Here is a 16,747-nt window from a genome sequence, read left to right as displayed (position 1 = left end):
CGGAGCCCGGTCACCCCCGGGGGGCGGGGATGAGCTTGCCCGGGTTGAGGATGCCGCGCGGGTCGAGCGCACCCTTGGCCGCGCGCAGGACGTCGGCGCCCAGCGCACCGATCTCCTCGGCCATCCACGGCCGGTGGTCGGTGCCCACGGCGTGGTGGTGGGTGATGGTCCCGCCGTGCGCGACGATGGCCTCCGAGGCGGCGCGCTTGGCCCGCTCCCAGCGCTCCAGGGGCGCCGAACCCGCCGCCGTGGCCACCGTGAAGTAGAGCGAGGCGCCCGTGGCGTAGGTGTGCGAGACGTGGCACATCACCACGGCGCCGCCCTCGTCGCCGTCCAGGGCGGCGGTGAGCGCGTCCGACACGGCCGCGTGCAGGGGCACCAGGTCGGTCCAGCTCGCCGCGGTCTCCAGGGTCTCGGCGAGGATGCCGGCGGAGAGCAGGGTGTCGCGCAGGTAGGGGGCGGAGAAGCGGTTCTCCCGCCAGTGCGCCACGGGCTCAGGGCCGAGCCGGGTCCCGCCCGCGGCCGCCAGGACGGCGCCGACCGCGGCGGCCCGCGCGTCCACCTCCGCCTCCGTGCCCTCGAAGCCGACGACGGCCTGGCAGCCGGGTGTCGCCTCGCGGCCGCCCAGGGCCGCTCCCACGAAGGTCTCCGACTCGTCCAGCACCCGCGCCATCGTGGGGCGCGCGTCCGACTGCGCCACGGCGCGCAGGGCGGCGGCCCCGGTACGGAAGTCGGGGAAGGACCAGGCCTCGTCCAGGACCCGCTCCGGACGGCGGCGCACGCGCACGCCCACCTCGGTGATCACGCCCAGGGTGCCCTCCGAACCCAGCAGCAGGTGCCGCAGGTCCGGGCCGGCGGCCGACGCCGGAGGGCCGCCCGCCGCCAGGGTGCCGCGCGGGGTGGCCGCGCGCAGGGACACCACCATGTCCTCGAACCGGCCGTACCCGGAGGAGGCCTGGCCGCTGGAGCGGGTGGCGGCGTACCCGCCGATGGTCGCGTACTCGTAGCTCTGCGGCATGTGGCCGAGGGTGCAGCCGTATTCGGCCAGCAGGGCCTCGGCCCGCGGGGTGCGCACGCCCGCGCCCAGGACGGCGGTCATCGATTCGGGGTCGAAGGAGACCAGCGCGTCCAGGCGCCGAAGGTCGAGCGCGACCACGGAGCCGAAGCCGCCGCTCAGTGGGGTCAGGCCGCCCACGACGCTGGTGCCGCCGCCGAAGGGGACCACGGCCACGCCCTCGGCCGAGCACACCTCCAGCAGGCGCAGGACCTGGTCGTGGTCGGCCGGGTACAGCACCGCGTCGGGGGCGGGGTCCGCCGAGCCGGCGCGGCGCATCAGGAGGTCGGGGGTGCTCTTGCCGCCGCAGTGGCGCAGGCGGGTGGCGTCGTCGTCGGCCAGGTGGGCGTCGCCGGTGACCTCGGTCAGGCGTGCGCGCACCCGCGGGTCCAACCGCGGCGCGGGCAGACGGACCTCCTCCTCGGGGACCGGGGGCATGTCGCGGGGGCGGGCGCGCAGGACCTGGGCGATGAGGTCGCGCAGTCCCGGGTCCAGGGAGCGGGCGAGGGCCGGGTCGCCCCAGCCGAACCAGCTCATGTCCGGGGCGGTGCCGGCCGGGCGGCGGGGGGCGTTCGTGTCGTCGTGAGCCATGCTCTACAGTTTTACACATGGCGTCAAAACGTAACGTTGAGGACCGGATCATGGACGCGGCCCTGGTCTGCGTCGAGTCGTTCGGGGTGCGCCGCACGACCCTGACCGACGTGGCCCGCCGCGCCGAGGTCAGCAGGCCCACCGTCTACCGCCGCTGGCCCGACGTGACCGCGCTCGTCGCCGACCTCCTGACCCGCGAACTCCGGCGGATCCTGCTCGCCCAGGAGGCGTCCGGGGGAGGAGGGGACGGAGAGGCGGTCCGCGCCCGCCTCGTCCGGCACGCCGCCGGGGTCGCGCGCGCACTGCTCGCCCACCCGCTCTTCACCCGGATCGTCGACACCGAGCCGGAACTCCTGGCGACGTACACCTTCCACCGCCTGGGCACCAGCCACCGGGCCGCCCTCGACATCGTGGAGCCCGTGGTCGCCGCGGGCCAGCGGGACGGTTCCGTCCGTCCGGGAGATCCCGCTGTGCTGGCGCGGTACGTGCTCGTCACCGTCCAGGGCACGGTCACCTCCCGCCGCCTGTTCGCCGACCTCCTCGACGAGGACGCCCTGGTCGGCGAGCTGACCACCCTCCTGGACGGCTACCTCGCGGGGGACGCCGACTAGGGAGTGTGCGGAGGATGCCCGCCCCGCCGCGCGGCGCCCCCGTTCCGCCGGGGCCCGTGCCTCCCGGACGCCGACCCCCACCCCACCCGCTGCCCGTCCCCAGAAAGGCCGTGTTCCCGTGACCGTGCGCCCGACCCAGTCGACCTCGCTCAACGCCGCCCGCCGTTCCGCCGACCTCGCGCGTCTGGAGGAGTGCCCGGAGATCGACGTGCTGGTCGTCGGCGGCGGGGTCACCGGGGCCGGCGCCGCCCTGGACGCGGCCTCGCGCGGGCTGTCCACCGTGCTCGTGGAGCGCTACGACCTCGCCTTCGGCACCAGCCGGTGGAGTTCCAAGCTCGTGCACGGCGGACTGCGCTACCTCGCCCGGGGCCAGTTCGGCATCGCCTACGAGAGCGCCCGCGAACGCGACCTGCTGATGACCGTCACCGCGCCCCACCTGGTGCGGACCCTGCCGATGGTGATCCCCGTCCACCGGGACACCCCCGCCGCCCACGCGCTGCTGATGTGGGCGGGCACCGGGATGGGCGACGTCCTGCGCCGGGCCGCGGGCACGCGCTCGGCGGTCCTGCCGCCCCCGCGCCTGCTGACCCCCGCCCAGACCCGCCGCCTGCTGCCCGGTGTGGCCGAGGACGGGCTGCGCGGCGGCCTGCTGTCCTTCGACGGCCAACTGGTCGACGACGCCCGGCTCGTGGTCGCGCTGGCCCGCACGGCCGCCGGACACGGCGCCGGCGTGATCACCCGCTGCTCCGCGCAGAGCGTCACGGCCGACGGCGTGCTCCTGCGCGACGAGCGCACCGGGCGCCTGGTACCCGTGCGGCCCCGCGCGGTCGTCAACGCCACCGGCGTGCACGCCGGGGAACTCGACCCGGACGTGCGCCTGCGCCCCAGCCGGGGCAGCCACCTGGTCGTGGACTCCGCCGCCCTCGGCGACCCCCGCGCCGCGCTGACCGTTCCCGTGGACGGCGGCACCTCGCGGTTCGTGTTCGCCCTTCCCCAGGCGGACGGCCGTGTCTACGTCGGACTGACGGACGAGCCCGTGGAGGGGGAGCCGCCGCACGTGCCCACCGTGCCCGAGGACGACGTCGACTTCCTGCTCGCCCAGGTCAACCGCGCGCTGCGCACCCGGCTCGGCCGGGACGACGTGCGCGGCTCCTTCGCCGGACTCCGGCCGCTGCTCCAGGCGGACGGCAACAGCGCCGACCTGTCGCGCGAGCACGCCGTCACCGTCTCCGCGCACGGCACGGTCACCGTCGTCGGCGGCAAGCTGACCACCTACCGGGCGATGGCGGAGGAGGCCGTGGACACGGCCGTGCGCGAGCGCCGGCTCAACGCGGGCCCCTGCCGTACCCGCGACCTGCCGCTGGTGGGCGCGGCCGACCGCGCGGAACTGGCCGACCTGGCCGCTCCCCGGCGGCTGGTCGCCCGGTACGGCACCGAGGCGCCCGCGGTGCTGGCCGGGGCCGGGGCGGACCCGGCCCTGCTGGAGCCGGTCGCCTGCGGGGTCACCGGAGCCGAGCTGCGGTTCGGGGTGCGCCACGAGGGGGCGCTGGACGTCGACGACCTCCTGGAGCGCCGGACCCGGGTCGCCCTGGTGGACTCCGACCGCGAGAGCGCGCGGTCCGCGGCCGAGGCCGCCCTGGCGGACGCCGGGTGAGGCGTCGGGGCGCGCCGACGCGCCCCGGGGCCCGGCCCGGATGGACATTCGGATTCGCGCCACACCCGCATCCCCTGTCCCGTAAGGAGATCATCGCGTAAGGTCGTAGCCGTCGCTCGCCGCCTCCCCCGTCGGCGTAGGACGCTCCCCCAGCCGGCCCCTCCTCCGGTGTGCCCGGCCACCACGCTCCCGCCCGCCACCACCCTCGACCGCGAGCCGCGCGCTCCGGCCGTCGCCAAGGAGTCACCCATGCCCACGCTCGTCTCCGTGCCCACCCTGGCCCAGGCGGAGGGCTCCGTCCTCTCGGGGGTACCGGACGAGTACCGGCACTACTTCAACGGGCGCCCGCCCGTGCCCTTCACCAAGCGGCACTGGGAGTTCCCGGGCGAGCCCGCGAGCGTGCCGCTCGCCCGCGCCTTCCTGGACACCTGCGCCGCCTGCCGGGACAGCGAGTTCCGCTACGTGTTCGCACTCCTGGGAACCGAGCTGGCCACCAACGCGATCCGGCACAGCCGGTCGGGGGAGGAGGGCCAGACCTTCGTACTGCGGGTCACCCGCGGCCCCAACGGCCTGACCCTGGTCTGCCGGGACAGCGGCGCCCCCAGCCGGGCGGTGGCGGGGGAGGACGGCCCCCTCAGCGCCGGAGCCCTGGCCGGGGACCAGCTCACCGCCGAGAACGGGCGCGGCCTGGCGCTGGTCGACAGCTTCGCCAGCGCGTGGGGCGACAACGGCCACCCCAGCATCCGCAAGGTGTGGTTCCACCTGGCCTACGACCTGACCGGGAGCTCCTGGCCCGCGGCCTGACCCCTTGTCAGGGGATCGGGGGCGTGCCACGATACCGACGAGTACGTCACTGAGACGCAGATCACGGAGCGGCGCGACTCCGTGCGTCCGCGGTGCCGGACCCACCCCCCGACCCCCGCAGCCGCCCCGGCGGCCCCACCCGAGGTGCCCCCTTGGACTCCAGCATCGCCACCATCGCGCTCCCGGCGGCCCTGGCCGTCATCATGCTCGGACTCGGGCTCAGCCTGACGACCGCCGACTTCGCCCGCCTCCTGCGCGTCCCCGGCACGGTCGCGCTCATCCTGGGCTGCCAGATCGTCGTCCTGCCGCTGTTGTGCCTGGGCCTCGTCCTGCTCTTCCGGCCCCCGCCGGCGCTCGCGGTCGGGATGATGCTGCTCGCGGCCTCGCCGGGCGGCACCACCGCGAGCCTGTACAGCTACCTCTTCCGCGGCAACGTCGCGCTCAACATCTCGCTGACCGCGCTCAACTCGCTCACCGCCATGGTGACCCTGCCGCTGATCACCAACCTCGCGCTCGCCCACTTCATGAGCGACGGCGACACCCTCGGCCTCCAGGCCGACAAGGTCCTCCAGGTCTTCGCGATCATCCTGATCCCCGTCGCGCTCGGCATGGTGCTCCGGGCCAGGGCCGAGGCCTTCGCGCGGCGCATGGAGCGCCCCGTCAAGGCCGCCTCCGTCCTGGTCCTGGTCGGCGTCATCCTCACCGCCGTCTACCAGGAACTCGACAACATCGGCGACTACATCGTGGCCGTGGGCCTGATGGTCGTGCTCTTCAACGTCGCCAGCCTGGCCCTCGGCTACTGGGCGCCGCGCGCCCTCGGCACCGGCCGCCCCGAGGCGATCGCCTCCTGCATGGAGATCGGCCTGCACAACACCACGCTCTCCCTGGCCATCGCGCTCAGCCCCGCCCTCCTCGGCAACACCGAGATCGCGATCCCCTCGGCCGTGTACGGCGTCCTGATGCTCTTCACCGCCGCCGCCACCGGGTTCCTGCTCAGCCGGCGCGCGGTCCGCGACGACGCCGCCAGGGAGGCGGCCCCGCCCGTCCCGTGACCGGCCGCGCGGCGCTCACCTGCGGTCGAGGTAGGCGAGCACCGCGCGCACCCGGCGGTGGCCGGTGTCGGTGGGCGCCAGTCCGAGCTTGGCGAAGATGTTGCCGATGTGCTTGTGCACGGCGTTCTCGGTGACCACGATCCGCTCGGCGATCTCGCCGTTGCCCAACCCCTCCGCCATCAGCGCGATGACCTCCTGCTCGCGCGGCGTCAACGACTCCAGCGGATCGCGCGGGCGCCGCGTCAGCAGCTGCCGCACCACCCCCGGATCCATCACCGTGCCGCCGCCGGCCACCCGGTGCAGCGCGTCCACGAACTCGCTCACCCGGCCGACCCGGTCCTTGAGCAGGTAGCCGACCCCGCCGCGCCCGTCGGCCAGCAGTTCGCCCGCGTAGTCCTGCTCCACGTACTGCGACAGCACCAGCACCGGCAGCGCGTCGTGGCGCCGCCGGGCCTCGATCGCCGCGTGGATCCCCTCGTCCCGGAAGTCCGGCGGCAGCCGCACGTCCACGATCGCCAGGTCCGGCCGGTGCCGCTCCACCGCCGCGGCGAAGGCCTCCGCGTCCCCGGCGATCTCCGCGACCTCGAACCCCCGCGTGGTCAGCAGCAGCTCCAGCCCCGCCGACAACAGCACGTTGTCCTCGGCGATCACGACCCGCACGGCAGCTCCACCGCGACCTCGGTCGGCCCGCCGACCGGACTGCTCACCCGGACGGTCCCGTCCAGCGCCGCGACCCGGCGGCGGATCCCCACCACGCCGCTGCCGCGGCTGTCGTCCACGCCGCCCGCGCCGTCGTCGTGCACCGCGATCCTCAGCACGCCACCCTCCCGGGACAGGTGCACCGTGATCGCCCCGGCCCCGCCGTGCCGGACCGCGTTGGTGACCGCCTCGGTCACCACGAAGTAGGCCGCCGTCTCGGCCGCCGGCGGCAGCGCGCCCAGCTCACCGGCGTCGAGCCTGGTCGGCACCGTGGTCCGGGCTGCCAGCGCCCGCAGCGCCCCCACCAGTCCGCGGTCGGCGAGGATCGGCGGGTAGATGCCGCGGATGACGTCCCGCAGCTCCTCCATCGCCTCCTCCGTGCCCGTGTGCGCGTCCCGCAGCAGCGCGGCCACCCGCGGATCGCCCTGCACCGCCTCCTCGGCCACGCCGAGCTGCATCGCGATGGACACCAGCCGGGCCTGGGTGCCGTCGTGCAGGTCGCGCTCGATCCGGCGCAGCTCCGCGCCGTGCGCGTCGACCACGTCGGCCCGCGTGCGGGTCAGCTCGTCGACCCGTCCGGCCAGCAGTTCGGCCTCGGACGGGGCCAGCAGCCGGAAGTTCACCCGTGCGTGCGCCCTGGCCAGCGGCGACAGGACCAGCCCGCCCAGGGCCGCGGACGCGCCCAGCTGCGCGGCGATCCCGGTCAGTGCCGTGCCCCACCCGGTCACCGGGACGCCGAACACGTCCAGTTCCAGGCCGGCGGGCAGCGCCCACCAGAACGGCAGCAGCACGGAGGTCGCCGCCAGCCCCGCGGCCAGGAGCGCGACGAGGCCGGCCGGCACGCTCGTGAGAGGGAAGAGCAGCAGCCACACCAGGTCCCGGCGGGTGGAGGGGGCCTTGAACAGGGCCGCGAACCGGCTCCGGTCGGGGACGGGGCCGCGGTCGGCCGGCAGGCCGAGCAGCCGGGCGGCGCGGCCGTGGTGCAGGTCCGTCCACGCCCGCACGACCCCCAGCCACCGGGGCAGCGCGAAGTACCCGAGGCCCGCGGCGACCACGGTCAGCGCCACCGCGACGGTGAGCGGCAGCATCACCATCGTGACCATGCCGGCCCCCAGTCCCACCAGCAGGTAGCCGCAGGCCCTCCGAGCCCGCTCCCAGACGTCCCTCATCCCCGTGCCCCTCCTCGTCCACACCGCCGACACCGGCGGCGCATCCGACATTCTGGTCCATGGCGACGGGGCCGGACACTACAGCTGCCTACCGCTTCCGCGGACCGTGGCGAATGTCGCCGCCCTGGTGCAGGCTGGAGCCATGCAGCGCATCCCCGCACAGAACCTCAGCCCGTCCATGGACGCTCCGGACCGCGGCGCCCTGCCGCTGACCGGAGACGAGCGCACGGTCCTGACCGCCTACCTGGACTGGCAGCGCGCCACCCTGGACGCCAAGTGCGACGGGCTCACCGCCGAGCAGCTGTCCGCCCGCGCGGTCGAGCCCTCCGGACTGAGCCTGCACGGACTCGTCCGCCACCTGGCCGACGTCGAGCGGTGGTGGCTGCGGATCCAGTTCGCCGGTGAGGACCTGCCGCTGCTGCACTACTCCGACGAGGACCCCGACCACGACTTCAACGGCCTGGACGGGGACCCGGAGCGGGACCTCGCCGTCTGGCGGGCCGAGATCCGGCGGACCAGGGCGGTCACGGACGCCGCCGCGTCCCTGGACGCGGCGGGCACCGAGTCGCGCACCGGCAGCCCGATCCAGCTGCGCGTCGTCCTGGTCAAGCTCATCGCCGAGTACGCCCGCCACCTCGGCCACGCCGACCTCCTGCGGGAGCGCGCGGACGGGCAGACCGGGTTCTGACCGCGCACGCCCCCGACCGCCACTGGGCCGCCCTCGATCCGCGGGGCGGCCCCGGCCGCCGGCGGTTCGCCGCGGACACCGCGCTCGCCGCCGGCCACGCGGTCGTCTTCGGCTGGCCGGCCCTGCTCCGGGCAGGATCGGCACCGGAACAGTGGGCGGCCGCGGCACTCCTCGCGGTCGTCGCGGCCGGGATCGTGCTGCGCTGGCGGTGGCCGGCCGCGTCCTTCGGCGCCGTTCTCGCGGCGAGCGCCGTCCTGACCGCCGCCGGCTGGGGCACCGACCCGCTCACGGCCGCCGCCTGGACCCTCTACCCGCTCGCCCTGACCGCGGGTTCGGGCACGGCCCGTCCGCGCCACGCCCTCCTCCTGCTACTCCTGGTGGTGCTGGCCCTGTCCGTCGGCGGCGTGCCGCCCGGTTCCGTCGCCCCCGTGCGCACGGCCGTCGTCGGCTCCGCGCTGCTCGGCGCCGCGTGGCTGCTGGGACGGTCGGTCCACGAACGCGGACGGCTGGAGGAGCGCGCCCTGGCCGCCGCCGCCCGCGCCGCCGAGACGCGCGAACGCCTGCGCCTGGCCCGGGAGGTGCACGACGTGGTCTCCCACACCCTGGGCGCGGTCGGGATGCGCGCCGGAGCGGCCCGGTACGCGGCCAGGGACCCCGACGCGCTCCGCTCGGCCCTGGCCGACATCGAGTCCACCACCCGCGCGGCCTCCGACGAACTCCGCGTCCTCCTGCGCGGCCTGCGCGCCGACGGCGCGGCGCCCCTGGAACCGGAGCCCGGGCTGGACGGATTGGCCGACCTGGTCGCCACGGCGCGCTCCACCGGCCTCACCTGCCGCCTCACGGTCGAGGGCGCCGACGCGGTCCCGCCCACCACCGCGGTCAGCGTGCACCGGCTGGTCCGCGAGGCACTGACCAACGCGGTCCGGCACGCCCCGGGAACCACGTGCGAGGTCACCGTCACCGCGGACGCGACGGCCGTGGACGTGCGGGTCACCGACACCGGTCCCGCCCCCGGACGGTCCGCCGCGCCCGGGAGCGGGACCGGGCTGGTGGGCATGCGCGAACGCGTCGCCGCGCACGGCGGCACACTGGAGACCGGCCCCCGCCCCGGTGGCGGCTACCGTGTCCACGCCCGCTTGCCCTACGGCCCGCGACCCGACCCCCCGCGCAGGAGATCCACCCGATGACACCGCCCGCCGATCCGCCCGCCCCGGGCACTCCGGCCGAAGCCCGGCCCGCCGGTGCCGAACCGGTCCGCGTCCTCATCGCCGACGACCAGGACCTGCTGCGCGGATCGCTGCGCATGCTCCTGGACGCCGACCCCGCCCTCAGCGTTGTCGGCGAGGCGCGCACCGGGCGCGAGGCGGTCGACCTGGCGGCGCTGCACGCGCCCGACCTCGTCCTGATGGACGTGCGGATGCCGGACCTGGACGGCCTCGCGGCGACCCGGGCGATCTGCGCGGCGAGCGAGCGCACCCGCGTCATCGTCCTCACCGTGTTCGACCTCGACGAGTACGTCTACTCCGCGCTGCGCGCCGGGGCCAGTGGGTTCCTGCTCAAGAACACCAGCCCCGAGGAGCTGCTGCGTGCCGTGCACGTGGTCGCCGACGGCCGCGCGCTGCTCGCACCCGAGGTCACGCGCAGACTGATCGCCGACGTCGTCGCCTCCGGGCGCGGACCGGCGCCGGCCCCCTGGCAGGGGCCGCCGCTGACACCGCGCGAGCGCGAGGTCGCGACCCTCGTCGGGCGCGGACTGTCCAACGCCGAGATCGCCGCGCGGCTCACCCTCAGCCACGCCACCGTCAAGACCTACGTCAGCCGCCTGCTCACCAAGCTCGACGCCCGCGACCGCGCCCAGCTGGTGGTCTTCGCCTACGAGAACGGCCTCGTCCGGGTCTCCCGCCCGGAGTGAGCCCGCGCACCGGGACGACCGGGGGCCGGTCTCCCGGAGGCGTCCGAGCCGCCAGAGGACGCCGCCCAGGCGGGCCATGGCCGGAACGTGCCCCGCCCACGCCGCCTCGCGGAGCCACACCTCCGCCTCCTCCCACAGGCCGGAGTCCATAAGCAGGCTTCCCATGGTGTCGAGGGCTCGCAGGTGTCCGGCGCTCGCCGCCGCGTGGAGCCGCCGGGGTGCTGGTCGCTCATCGGGTCTCCCCGGGGATCGTTTGCGACCAGGACGGTCCCGACCGTGGGGGAGTTCCGTGTCATCCGGGGCTCGATGTCCCCCTGGGTGGACACCGGGAGTGTCCACTCGGGGCCGATGCGCCCGAACGGGCCCGGGCCCGAACATGGGCGCATGATCGACATCCGCGGACTCACCAAGCGCTACGGCCGGCACACGGCCGTGGACGGACTCGGCTTCACCGCCGAGCCGGGCCGGGTCACCGGCTTCCTCGGCCCCAACGGGGCCGGCAAGAGCACCACCCTGCGCGTACTCCTGGGCCTGGACCGGCCCGACCGCGGCCGGGCCCTCATCGAGGGCCGGCCCTACTCCGAGCTGCGCCGGCCGGCGTCGGTGGTCGGCGCCCAGCTCGACGTCGGCGGCGCCCACCGGGCGCGCACCGCGCGCGCCCACCTGGCCTGGATCGCCAGGGCCAACGGCCTGCCCCGCGCGCGGGTTGACGAGGTCCTGGAGCGCGTCGGCCTCGAACGGGCCGCCCGGACCCGGGTGCGCGCGTTCTCCCTGGGCATGGGGCAGCGGTTGAACCTGGCCGCCGCGCTGCTCGGCGATCCCCGGGTCGTCGTCCTGGACGAACCCGTCAACGGCCTCGACCCGGAGGGCATCCGGTGGATGCGCTCCCTCGTGCGGGGCCTGGCCGACGAGGGCCGGACCGTGCTGCTCTCCAGCCACCTGATGGACGAGATGGCGCGGATCGCCGACCACCTGGTCGTCATCGACCGGGGCGTGCTCGTCGCCGAGGGCGCCCCGGCGGAACTGACCGGCGGGCACCCGTCGCTGGAGGACGCGTTCTTCGCGCTCACGACCCCGACGGGAGGTGCGTGACCGTGCTCGACACCGTGCGTTCGGAGGCCGTCAAACTGCGCACCCTGCCGTCGGTACTGGTCACGTGCCTGGTGACCGCGACGGCGACGATCGGCCTCAGCTACCTGGCCGGCTGGTCGGTGGGGCAGGCCCTCGACACCGACCCCTCCCTGCTCGTGGGCGACGCCTCCCCCGAGCGGGTGGGCCTGGACGGCACCGCCTACGGCCAGGCCGGGATGGTGGTGCTGGGCGTCCTGGCCGTCAGCGGGGAGTACGCCGACGGCCAGATCCGGACCTCCCTGCTCGCGGTGCCCGGCCGGCTCCGCCTGCTCGCCGCCAAGGCCGCCGCGCTGGCCGGGGCCGCGCTCCTGACGGCCCTGGTGACCGTGCCGGGAGCCTTCGCCGCCACCCAGGCGGGCCTGGGCGACCACGGCCTGTCGTGGTCGGGGGTGTGGGACGGGCCCGCGCCCGCCTACGTCGCCGGGGCGCTTCTCTACTGGGTGCTGCTCGCGCTGCTGTCCGCCGGAGTCACCGTCATCGTCCGGAACGCGGTCGTCCCCCTGGTGGTGCTGATCAGCACGGTGCTCGCGCTGTCCTTCTACCTGTCGCTGGCCACCGGTCTGGCGGACTTCCTGCCCGACCGGGCGGGCGCCCTGATGTTCCGCGAGAGCGAGGGGTACGCCCACGAGCTCACCGCGGTCCAGGGCGGGGCCGTGATGCTGGCCTGGGTGGTGGCGGTGGGCCTGGTGGCGGCGGTGCTCTTCCGCCGCCGGGACGCCTGACCCGGCGCCCGCCCCGGGGCGCCGGGTCAGGCACCCCGGCGCGCCCCCGCGGCCCCGGGCCGCGGGGGAGCCCGCCCGTCAGTCCTCGCCGTCCTCGTCCTCGTCCGCGTCAGCGGTCAGGGCGTCGACCGCGACGGCGACGCTGATGACCAGGGCGGGGTCCCCGCCGATGTCGCCGCGGTGGGTGTTGACGTCGACCGCGTAGGTGTCGCGGATCCGGAACCACTTCCGCGACACCACGGCGACCGTGCCGTGTTCGTCGCCGATGACGAACTCCTTGCCCAGGAAGTCACCGGTGACCTCCCAGTCGGGGCCGTCGGCCACGTCCACCAGCAGCTTGTCGCGCAGCGGGTTGACCAGGCGCTTGCGGACGGTGGCCACGGTGTCCCCGTCGCGCTCGATCCGCATCTGGTCGCGCACCTTGAACAGCTTCTTGCGGATGGTCATGAGCTCGGTGCCGTCGGGCGCCTTGAGCTCGAAGGTCGTGCGCAGGCGCATGGCCTTGCCGTCGACGAGGAAGACCTTCGCGCCCTCTTCGTCGGTCACCCAGAAGTCGTCACCGATGTCGAAGACGCGTTCGCGTACGAGGAATTTCATGTCCCGAAGCTAGGGCACCCGCGTGCTCCGCCGCCAGAGGACGGGCGGATCCGCCGATACGGGGGATCATGGGACCCCGACTGCACAGGAAAGGGCTTACCGAGAGACAATGGTGTCGGCGGCCGCGTGCGCCCGGCGGTCGCGACCCCCGCACCATGAGGAGTTCCCCTGACCTCCGCGTCCGCCCGGCCCGAACCGTCCTCCTCCGTCCCCGACGCCCGACCGCGCGGGGCCCTGCGCCTCGTGGTGGCCTCCGCCCTCGTCATGGCGCTGAGCGGGCCCGGCCAGACGGCGGGCATCTCCGTCTTCGTCGACCACATGATCGCCGACCTGGGGGTCGGCCGCTCGGCGGTCTCCCTCGCCTACATGGCGGGCACCCTCGGCGGCGCGCTGGGCCTGCCCTGGATCGGCCGCGCGGTCGACCGGTTCGGTGTCCGTCGCGTCCTGGCGTGCGTGGCGGCGGCGTTCGGGGCCTTCCTGCTGGTGCTGGCGTGCGTCCAGGAGGTCGTCGGACTGACCGTCGGCTTCGTCGGAGCGCGCACCCTCGGCCAGGGCGGGATGACGCTGATCGCCACCACCGCCGTCGCCATCTCGGTGACCCGCAACCGCGGGGCCCTGCTCGGCGTCACCAGCTCCGCCGGGGCCGCCGGGATCTCGCTGTTCCCCCTGATGGCCGAACGCCTGATCGCCCTGGTGGGCTGGCGCTACACCTTCGCCGCCGAAGCCGTGCTGGTGTGGGTGCTCGTCGTCCCGATCGTGGTCTGGGGGCTGCGCGGTGTCGCGCGGCCCGGCTCCGAACCGGACGCGCCGGACACGGGCGGGCCGGCGACCGCGCCCGCTCCGGAATGGCCGCTGCGGGCGATCGCGCGCACGTCGGTCTTCTGGGCGATGGTCGCCGCGGTCGCGTGCAGCGGGCTGGTGGCCACCGCGGTCTTCTTCCACCAGATCTCCGTACTCGGCGAGCAGGGCCTCACCCCCACCCAGGCCGCCGCCAACTTCCTGCCGCAGACCGTCGCCGGGCTGGGGGCGGCGCTGCTCTTCGGCGCCGCGGCCGACCGCTACTCGCCCAAGCTGCTGCTCAGCGCGGCCATGGCCCTGCACGCCGTCGCCCTGGTCGTCCTGCCCCTGGTGGGCCCGGGGCCGAGCGCCCTCGCCTACGGGATCGCGCTCGGATCGGCGGCCTCCGGGGCCCGGGCCGTGGAGAGCGCCGCCCTGCCCTACTACTTCGGGACCGCCAACCTCGGCTCCCTGCGCGGCCTGACCCAGTCGATCGTGGTCGCCTCGACGGCGGTCGGTCCCATCCTGCTGTCGCTGGCCTACCAGTGGGCGGGGTCCTACCGGCCGGGTCTCCTGGCCCTGGCGCTGCTGTGCGCGGTCGTGGCCGTCGCCGTCCTCTTCGCGCGCCGCCCCCTGCCCCGTTCACACCACGGCACACCGGTGTCCGCGGACACCGAAAGCCGACAGAACACCGAGGAGGCGGGGGAGCGGCCGACGCGGGACTGAGCCGGAGGTGCCGGATCGTGGTCCGAACGTGTGAACACCCGGGGAGACGGTCCACTTTCATCACTGTGGGTCATCGTCGGAGTCGGCCGGGCCCGATCCGCGAAGTCGGCTCTTGTCAGGAAAAACGGAGCCGGTCCCACCCTTGTGAGAGTTGTCTCAGTCGCGCAGCGTGACTCCAACTCTCACGTAACGGTAAAGTCTGACTCGTTGACGCCCGTGGCCATCCCACGCGGCGACACCCCGTTCTTCCCGGCCTGTTCTGACGGACACGGTCGGGCCGCGGCGACGCGGCCGCGCCCCCGGGGCACCTCCGGTGCCGTACCGGGACCGACACACGCACCGCCCACGCACAGGCACACGCCCGCTGTCCGCGCGCCGTCGCCGCACCTGACCTGATCACCGCGGTCCTCGTTGTGGGCTGCCCGAAACCAGATGGGTTCTCCTTGAATCTGCCGGTGAAGACCCGACGAGGGTCACTGAAGTCCCGAGTGCCCGCCCCCGCCCAGATCCGCGCCGACGTGATGGCCGGGCTGGTCGTCGCTCTGGCGCTCATCCCCGAGGCCATCGCGTTCTCCCTCATCGCCGGGGTCGACCCGCGCGTGGGCCTGTACGCCTCCTTCGTCATGGCCGTGTCGATCGCCTTCCTCGGCGGCCGTCCCGCGATGATCTCCGCCGCCACGGGCGCGATGGCCCTGGTGGTGGCGCCGCTGTCCATCGAGTACGGCGTCGACCACCTCATCGCCGCCACGATCCTGGCCGGACTCATCCAGGTGGGGCTGGGCCTGGCCGGTGTGGCCAAGCTGATGCGGTTCGTGCCGCCCAGCGTCATGACCGGGTTCATCAACGCCCTGGCCATCCTCATCTTCCTGGCCCAGCTGCCGCACCTGGCGGGGGTCGGCGTGCCGATCTACGCCATGGTCGCGATCGGCCTGGTCATCATCTTCGGCCTGCCGTACCTGACCAAGGTCGTCCCGGCGCCGCTGGTGGCGATCGTGGTGCTGACGGTCGCGGCGATCGCGATGGGCGTCAACGCCCGCACGGTCGGGGACATGGGCGAGCTGCCCGACGCCTTCCCCGTCCCGCTGGTCCCGGACGTGCCCTTCACCCTGGACACGCTGGTGCTGATCGCGCCGTACTCGCTGACGCTGGCGCTGGTGGGTCTGATGGAGTCGCTGATGACCGCCAAGGTCGTCGACGACCAGACCGAGACCTCCTCGAACCACGCCCGCGAGGCGCGCGGGCAGGGCATCGCCAACGTGCTGGTCGGCTTCTTCGGCGGAATGGCCGGCTGCGCGATGATCGGGCAGACCATGATCAACGTCAAGTCCGGTGCCCGCACCCGCATCTCGACCTTCCTGGCCGGGGTGTTCCTGCTGATCCTGTGCGTGGGGCTGGGCGACATCGTCGGGATGATCCCGATCGCGGCGCTGGTCGCGGTGATGTTCTTCGTGGCGATCGTGACCTTCGACTGGCACAGCATCGCCCCCGCCACGGTCCGGCGGATGCCCTGGACCGAGACCCTGGTCATGGTGGTGACCGTGGCGGTGGTCGTGGCCACCCACAACCTGGCGTTCGGCGTGATCGTGGGCGTGATCGTCTCGATGGTGCTCTTCGCGAGCAAGGCCGCCACCCAGGCCGACCTGACCAGCGTGCTCGACCCCGAGGGCGGCACCCGGGTGTACACGGTGCACGGTGAGCTGTTCTTCGCCTCCACCGGCGAGCTGGTCGGCCGGTTCGACTACGCCGAGAAGGGGCTGACCAAGGCGGTGGTGGACATGTCCGAGGCGCACGTGTGGGACTCCTCCGCCGTGGCCGCGCTGGACCAGGTGGCCGAGCACTTCCGCAAGCACGGCGTCGAGGTCGAGATCATCGGCCTCAACGAGCCCAGCGCGGAACTCCACAAGGAGCTGACGGGCACGCTCAACGGCGGCCACTGAGCCGTCGGCCCCACGTGGACGGCCCGCCGGGATCCCCGGCGGGCCGTTCGTGTGTCCGGGGCCGCTCAGACGGCCGGCATCGGGGGCGGCGCGAGGTCGCGCAGCGCGGCCACGATCGGGGCGAGCTCGGGCGTGCGCCCGCCCTCGGCCAGGGCCTCCTGCAGAACCCGGTCGTGCGTGGGCCGGGCCTCGGAGAGCAGGGCCATGCCGGCGGGCGTGAGTTCGGTGTAGATGCCCCGGCGGTCGTCCGCGCACAGGTAGCGGGAGAGCAGGCCGCGCTCCTCCAACCGCGTCACGAGCCGGGTCGTGGCGCTGTTGGACAGGGCGGCGGCGCGGGCGAGCTGGCGCATGCGCATGTGCCATCCGTCCTGGCGGTCGAGGGCGTCGAGCACGGTGAACTCCACCACGGACAGGTGGTGCTCGGTCTGCAGGGCCTTCTCCAGCGCGGTCTCGATCAGGCCGTGGAGTGCCGCGAGCGTGCGCCACCCCCGCGCGCGGATCTCGACGGCGTCGTCGGCGATGCCCATGGGGTCCCTTCCGTCCGGCGGCGTGCGTGCCGCGGAACACAGGATAGCCAATTGCGCGGGTAGAGCGCGTGTGCAACTATTTTGATTGCGTGTGCA

The 16,747-nt window shown here is 74.6% G+C and carries 16 protein-coding genes; 11 read left to right on the top strand and 5 right to left on the bottom strand.

The annotated features are described in order from the left end of the window. Window positions 1–10: 10 nt before the first annotated feature. Complete coding sequence (locus tag HNR10_RS09300) at window positions 11–1,645, bottom strand: FAD-binding oxidoreductase (protein WP_246406134.1); 1,635 nt, start codon at window positions 1,643–1,645, stop codon at window positions 11–13. A 17-nt stretch (window positions 1,646–1,662) separates the two neighbouring features. On the opposite strand from HNR10_RS09300, the gene HNR10_RS09295 reads away from it, so the two are divergent. The 4 genes from HNR10_RS09295 to HNR10_RS09280 all read left to right on the top strand — a co-directional run bounded on the left by HNR10_RS09295 (window position 1,663) and on the right by HNR10_RS09280 (window position 5,766). Then, complete coding sequence (locus tag HNR10_RS09295) at window positions 1,663–2,256, top strand: TetR/AcrR family transcriptional regulator (RefSeq protein WP_179822438.1); 594 nt, start codon at window positions 1,663–1,665, stop codon at window positions 2,254–2,256. Window positions 2,257–2,374: 118 nt separating this feature from the next. Further along, window positions 2,375–3,910 (top strand): glycerol-3-phosphate dehydrogenase/oxidase, encoded by a 1,536-nt coding sequence (locus HNR10_RS09290; protein WP_376769742.1) that lies wholly within the window; start codon window positions 2,375–2,377, stop codon window positions 3,908–3,910. A 249-nt stretch (window positions 3,911–4,159) separates the two neighbouring features. Further along, complete coding sequence (locus HNR10_RS09285) at window positions 4,160–4,714, top strand: ATP-binding protein (RefSeq protein WP_179822437.1); 555 nt, start codon at window positions 4,160–4,162, stop codon at window positions 4,712–4,714. Between the two features lie 152 nt (window positions 4,715–4,866). Continuing rightward, window positions 4,867–5,766 carry a bile acid:sodium symporter family protein gene (locus HNR10_RS09280; protein WP_179822436.1) on the top strand — a complete coding sequence of 300 codons (900 nt, stop codon included), beginning with the start codon at window positions 4,867–4,869 and terminating at the stop codon, window positions 5,764–5,766. Window positions 5,767–5,781: 15 nt separating this feature from the next. Here HNR10_RS09280 and HNR10_RS09275 read toward each other — a convergent pair whose 3' ends face one another. Beyond that, a complete protein-coding gene (locus HNR10_RS09275; protein ID WP_179822435.1) occupies window positions 5,782–6,426 on the bottom strand; it encodes a response regulator in 645 nt (214 codons plus the stop codon). Continuing rightward, the gene (locus HNR10_RS09270) at window positions 6,414–7,634 is read right to left on the bottom strand and encodes a sensor histidine kinase (protein ID WP_179822434.1); all 1,221 of its coding nucleotides are present in this window, start codon (window positions 7,632–7,634) and stop codon (window positions 6,414–6,416) included. The genes HNR10_RS09275 and HNR10_RS09270 overlap by 13 nt, the downstream gene beginning before the upstream one ends. Before the next feature lie 142 nt (window positions 7,635–7,776). On the opposite strand from HNR10_RS09270, the gene HNR10_RS09265 reads away from it, so the two are divergent. The 5 genes from HNR10_RS09265 to HNR10_RS09245 all read left to right on the top strand — a co-directional run bounded on the left by HNR10_RS09265 (window position 7,777) and on the right by HNR10_RS09245 (window position 12,087). Then, window positions 7,777–8,322, top strand: coding sequence for a DinB family protein (locus tag HNR10_RS09265; RefSeq protein ID WP_179822433.1), 546 nt, complete (start codon window positions 7,777–7,779; stop codon window positions 8,320–8,322). A gap of 194 nt (window positions 8,323–8,516) precedes the next feature. Next, a complete protein-coding gene (locus tag HNR10_RS09260; RefSeq protein WP_312889185.1) occupies window positions 8,517–9,509 on the top strand; it encodes a sensor histidine kinase in 993 nt (330 codons plus the stop codon). Continuing rightward, the gene (locus HNR10_RS09255; RefSeq protein WP_179822432.1) at window positions 9,506–10,234 is read left to right on the top strand and encodes a response regulator; all 729 of its coding nucleotides are present in this window, start codon (window positions 9,506–9,508) and stop codon (window positions 10,232–10,234) included. The genes HNR10_RS09260 and HNR10_RS09255 overlap by 4 nt, the downstream gene beginning before the upstream one ends. 384 nt (window positions 10,235–10,618) lie before the next feature. Next, the gene (locus HNR10_RS09250) at window positions 10,619–11,326 is read left to right on the top strand and encodes an ABC transporter ATP-binding protein (RefSeq protein WP_179822431.1); all 708 of its coding nucleotides are present in this window, start codon (window positions 10,619–10,621) and stop codon (window positions 11,324–11,326) included. Continuing rightward, window positions 11,323–12,087, top strand: a complete 765-nt coding sequence (locus tag HNR10_RS09245; protein ID WP_312889184.1) for an ABC transporter permease — start codon at window positions 11,323–11,325, stop codon at window positions 12,085–12,087. Before HNR10_RS09250 ends, HNR10_RS09245 begins: the two co-directional genes overlap by 4 nt. Before the next feature lie 78 nt (window positions 12,088–12,165). On the opposite strand, the gene HNR10_RS09240 is transcribed toward HNR10_RS09245, so the two are convergent. Beyond that, window positions 12,166–12,684: an LURP-one-related/scramblase family protein gene (locus tag HNR10_RS09240; protein ID WP_179822430.1), complete on the bottom strand. Its 519-nt coding sequence runs from the start codon at window positions 12,682–12,684 to the stop codon at window positions 12,166–12,168. A gap of 264 nt (window positions 12,685–12,948) precedes the next feature. Between HNR10_RS09240 and HNR10_RS09235 the strand changes: the two genes are divergently transcribed. Beyond that, a complete protein-coding gene (locus HNR10_RS09235; RefSeq protein WP_179829628.1) occupies window positions 12,949–14,187 on the top strand; it encodes an MFS transporter in 1,239 nt (412 codons plus the stop codon). 488 nt (window positions 14,188–14,675) lie between these two features. Beyond that, on the top strand, window positions 14,676–16,124 hold the full coding sequence (locus tag HNR10_RS09230) for a SulP family inorganic anion transporter (RefSeq protein WP_179829627.1): 1,449 nt from the start codon (window positions 14,676–14,678) through the stop codon (window positions 16,122–16,124). A gap of 65 nt (window positions 16,125–16,189) precedes the next feature. On the opposite strand, the gene HNR10_RS09225 is transcribed toward HNR10_RS09230, so the two are convergent. Beyond that, complete coding sequence (locus HNR10_RS09225) at window positions 16,190–16,651, bottom strand: MarR family winged helix-turn-helix transcriptional regulator (RefSeq protein WP_179822429.1); 462 nt, start codon at window positions 16,649–16,651, stop codon at window positions 16,190–16,192. Between the last annotated feature and the right edge of the window lie 96 nt (window positions 16,652–16,747).

Origin of the sequence: Nocardiopsis aegyptia, from assembly GCF_013410755.1 — a bacterium.
GTDB classification, from domain to species: Bacteria; Actinomycetota; Actinomycetes; order Streptosporangiales; family Streptosporangiaceae; genus Nocardiopsis; species Nocardiopsis aegyptia.
This window is presented reverse-complemented; position numbering and strand designations above follow the sequence as displayed.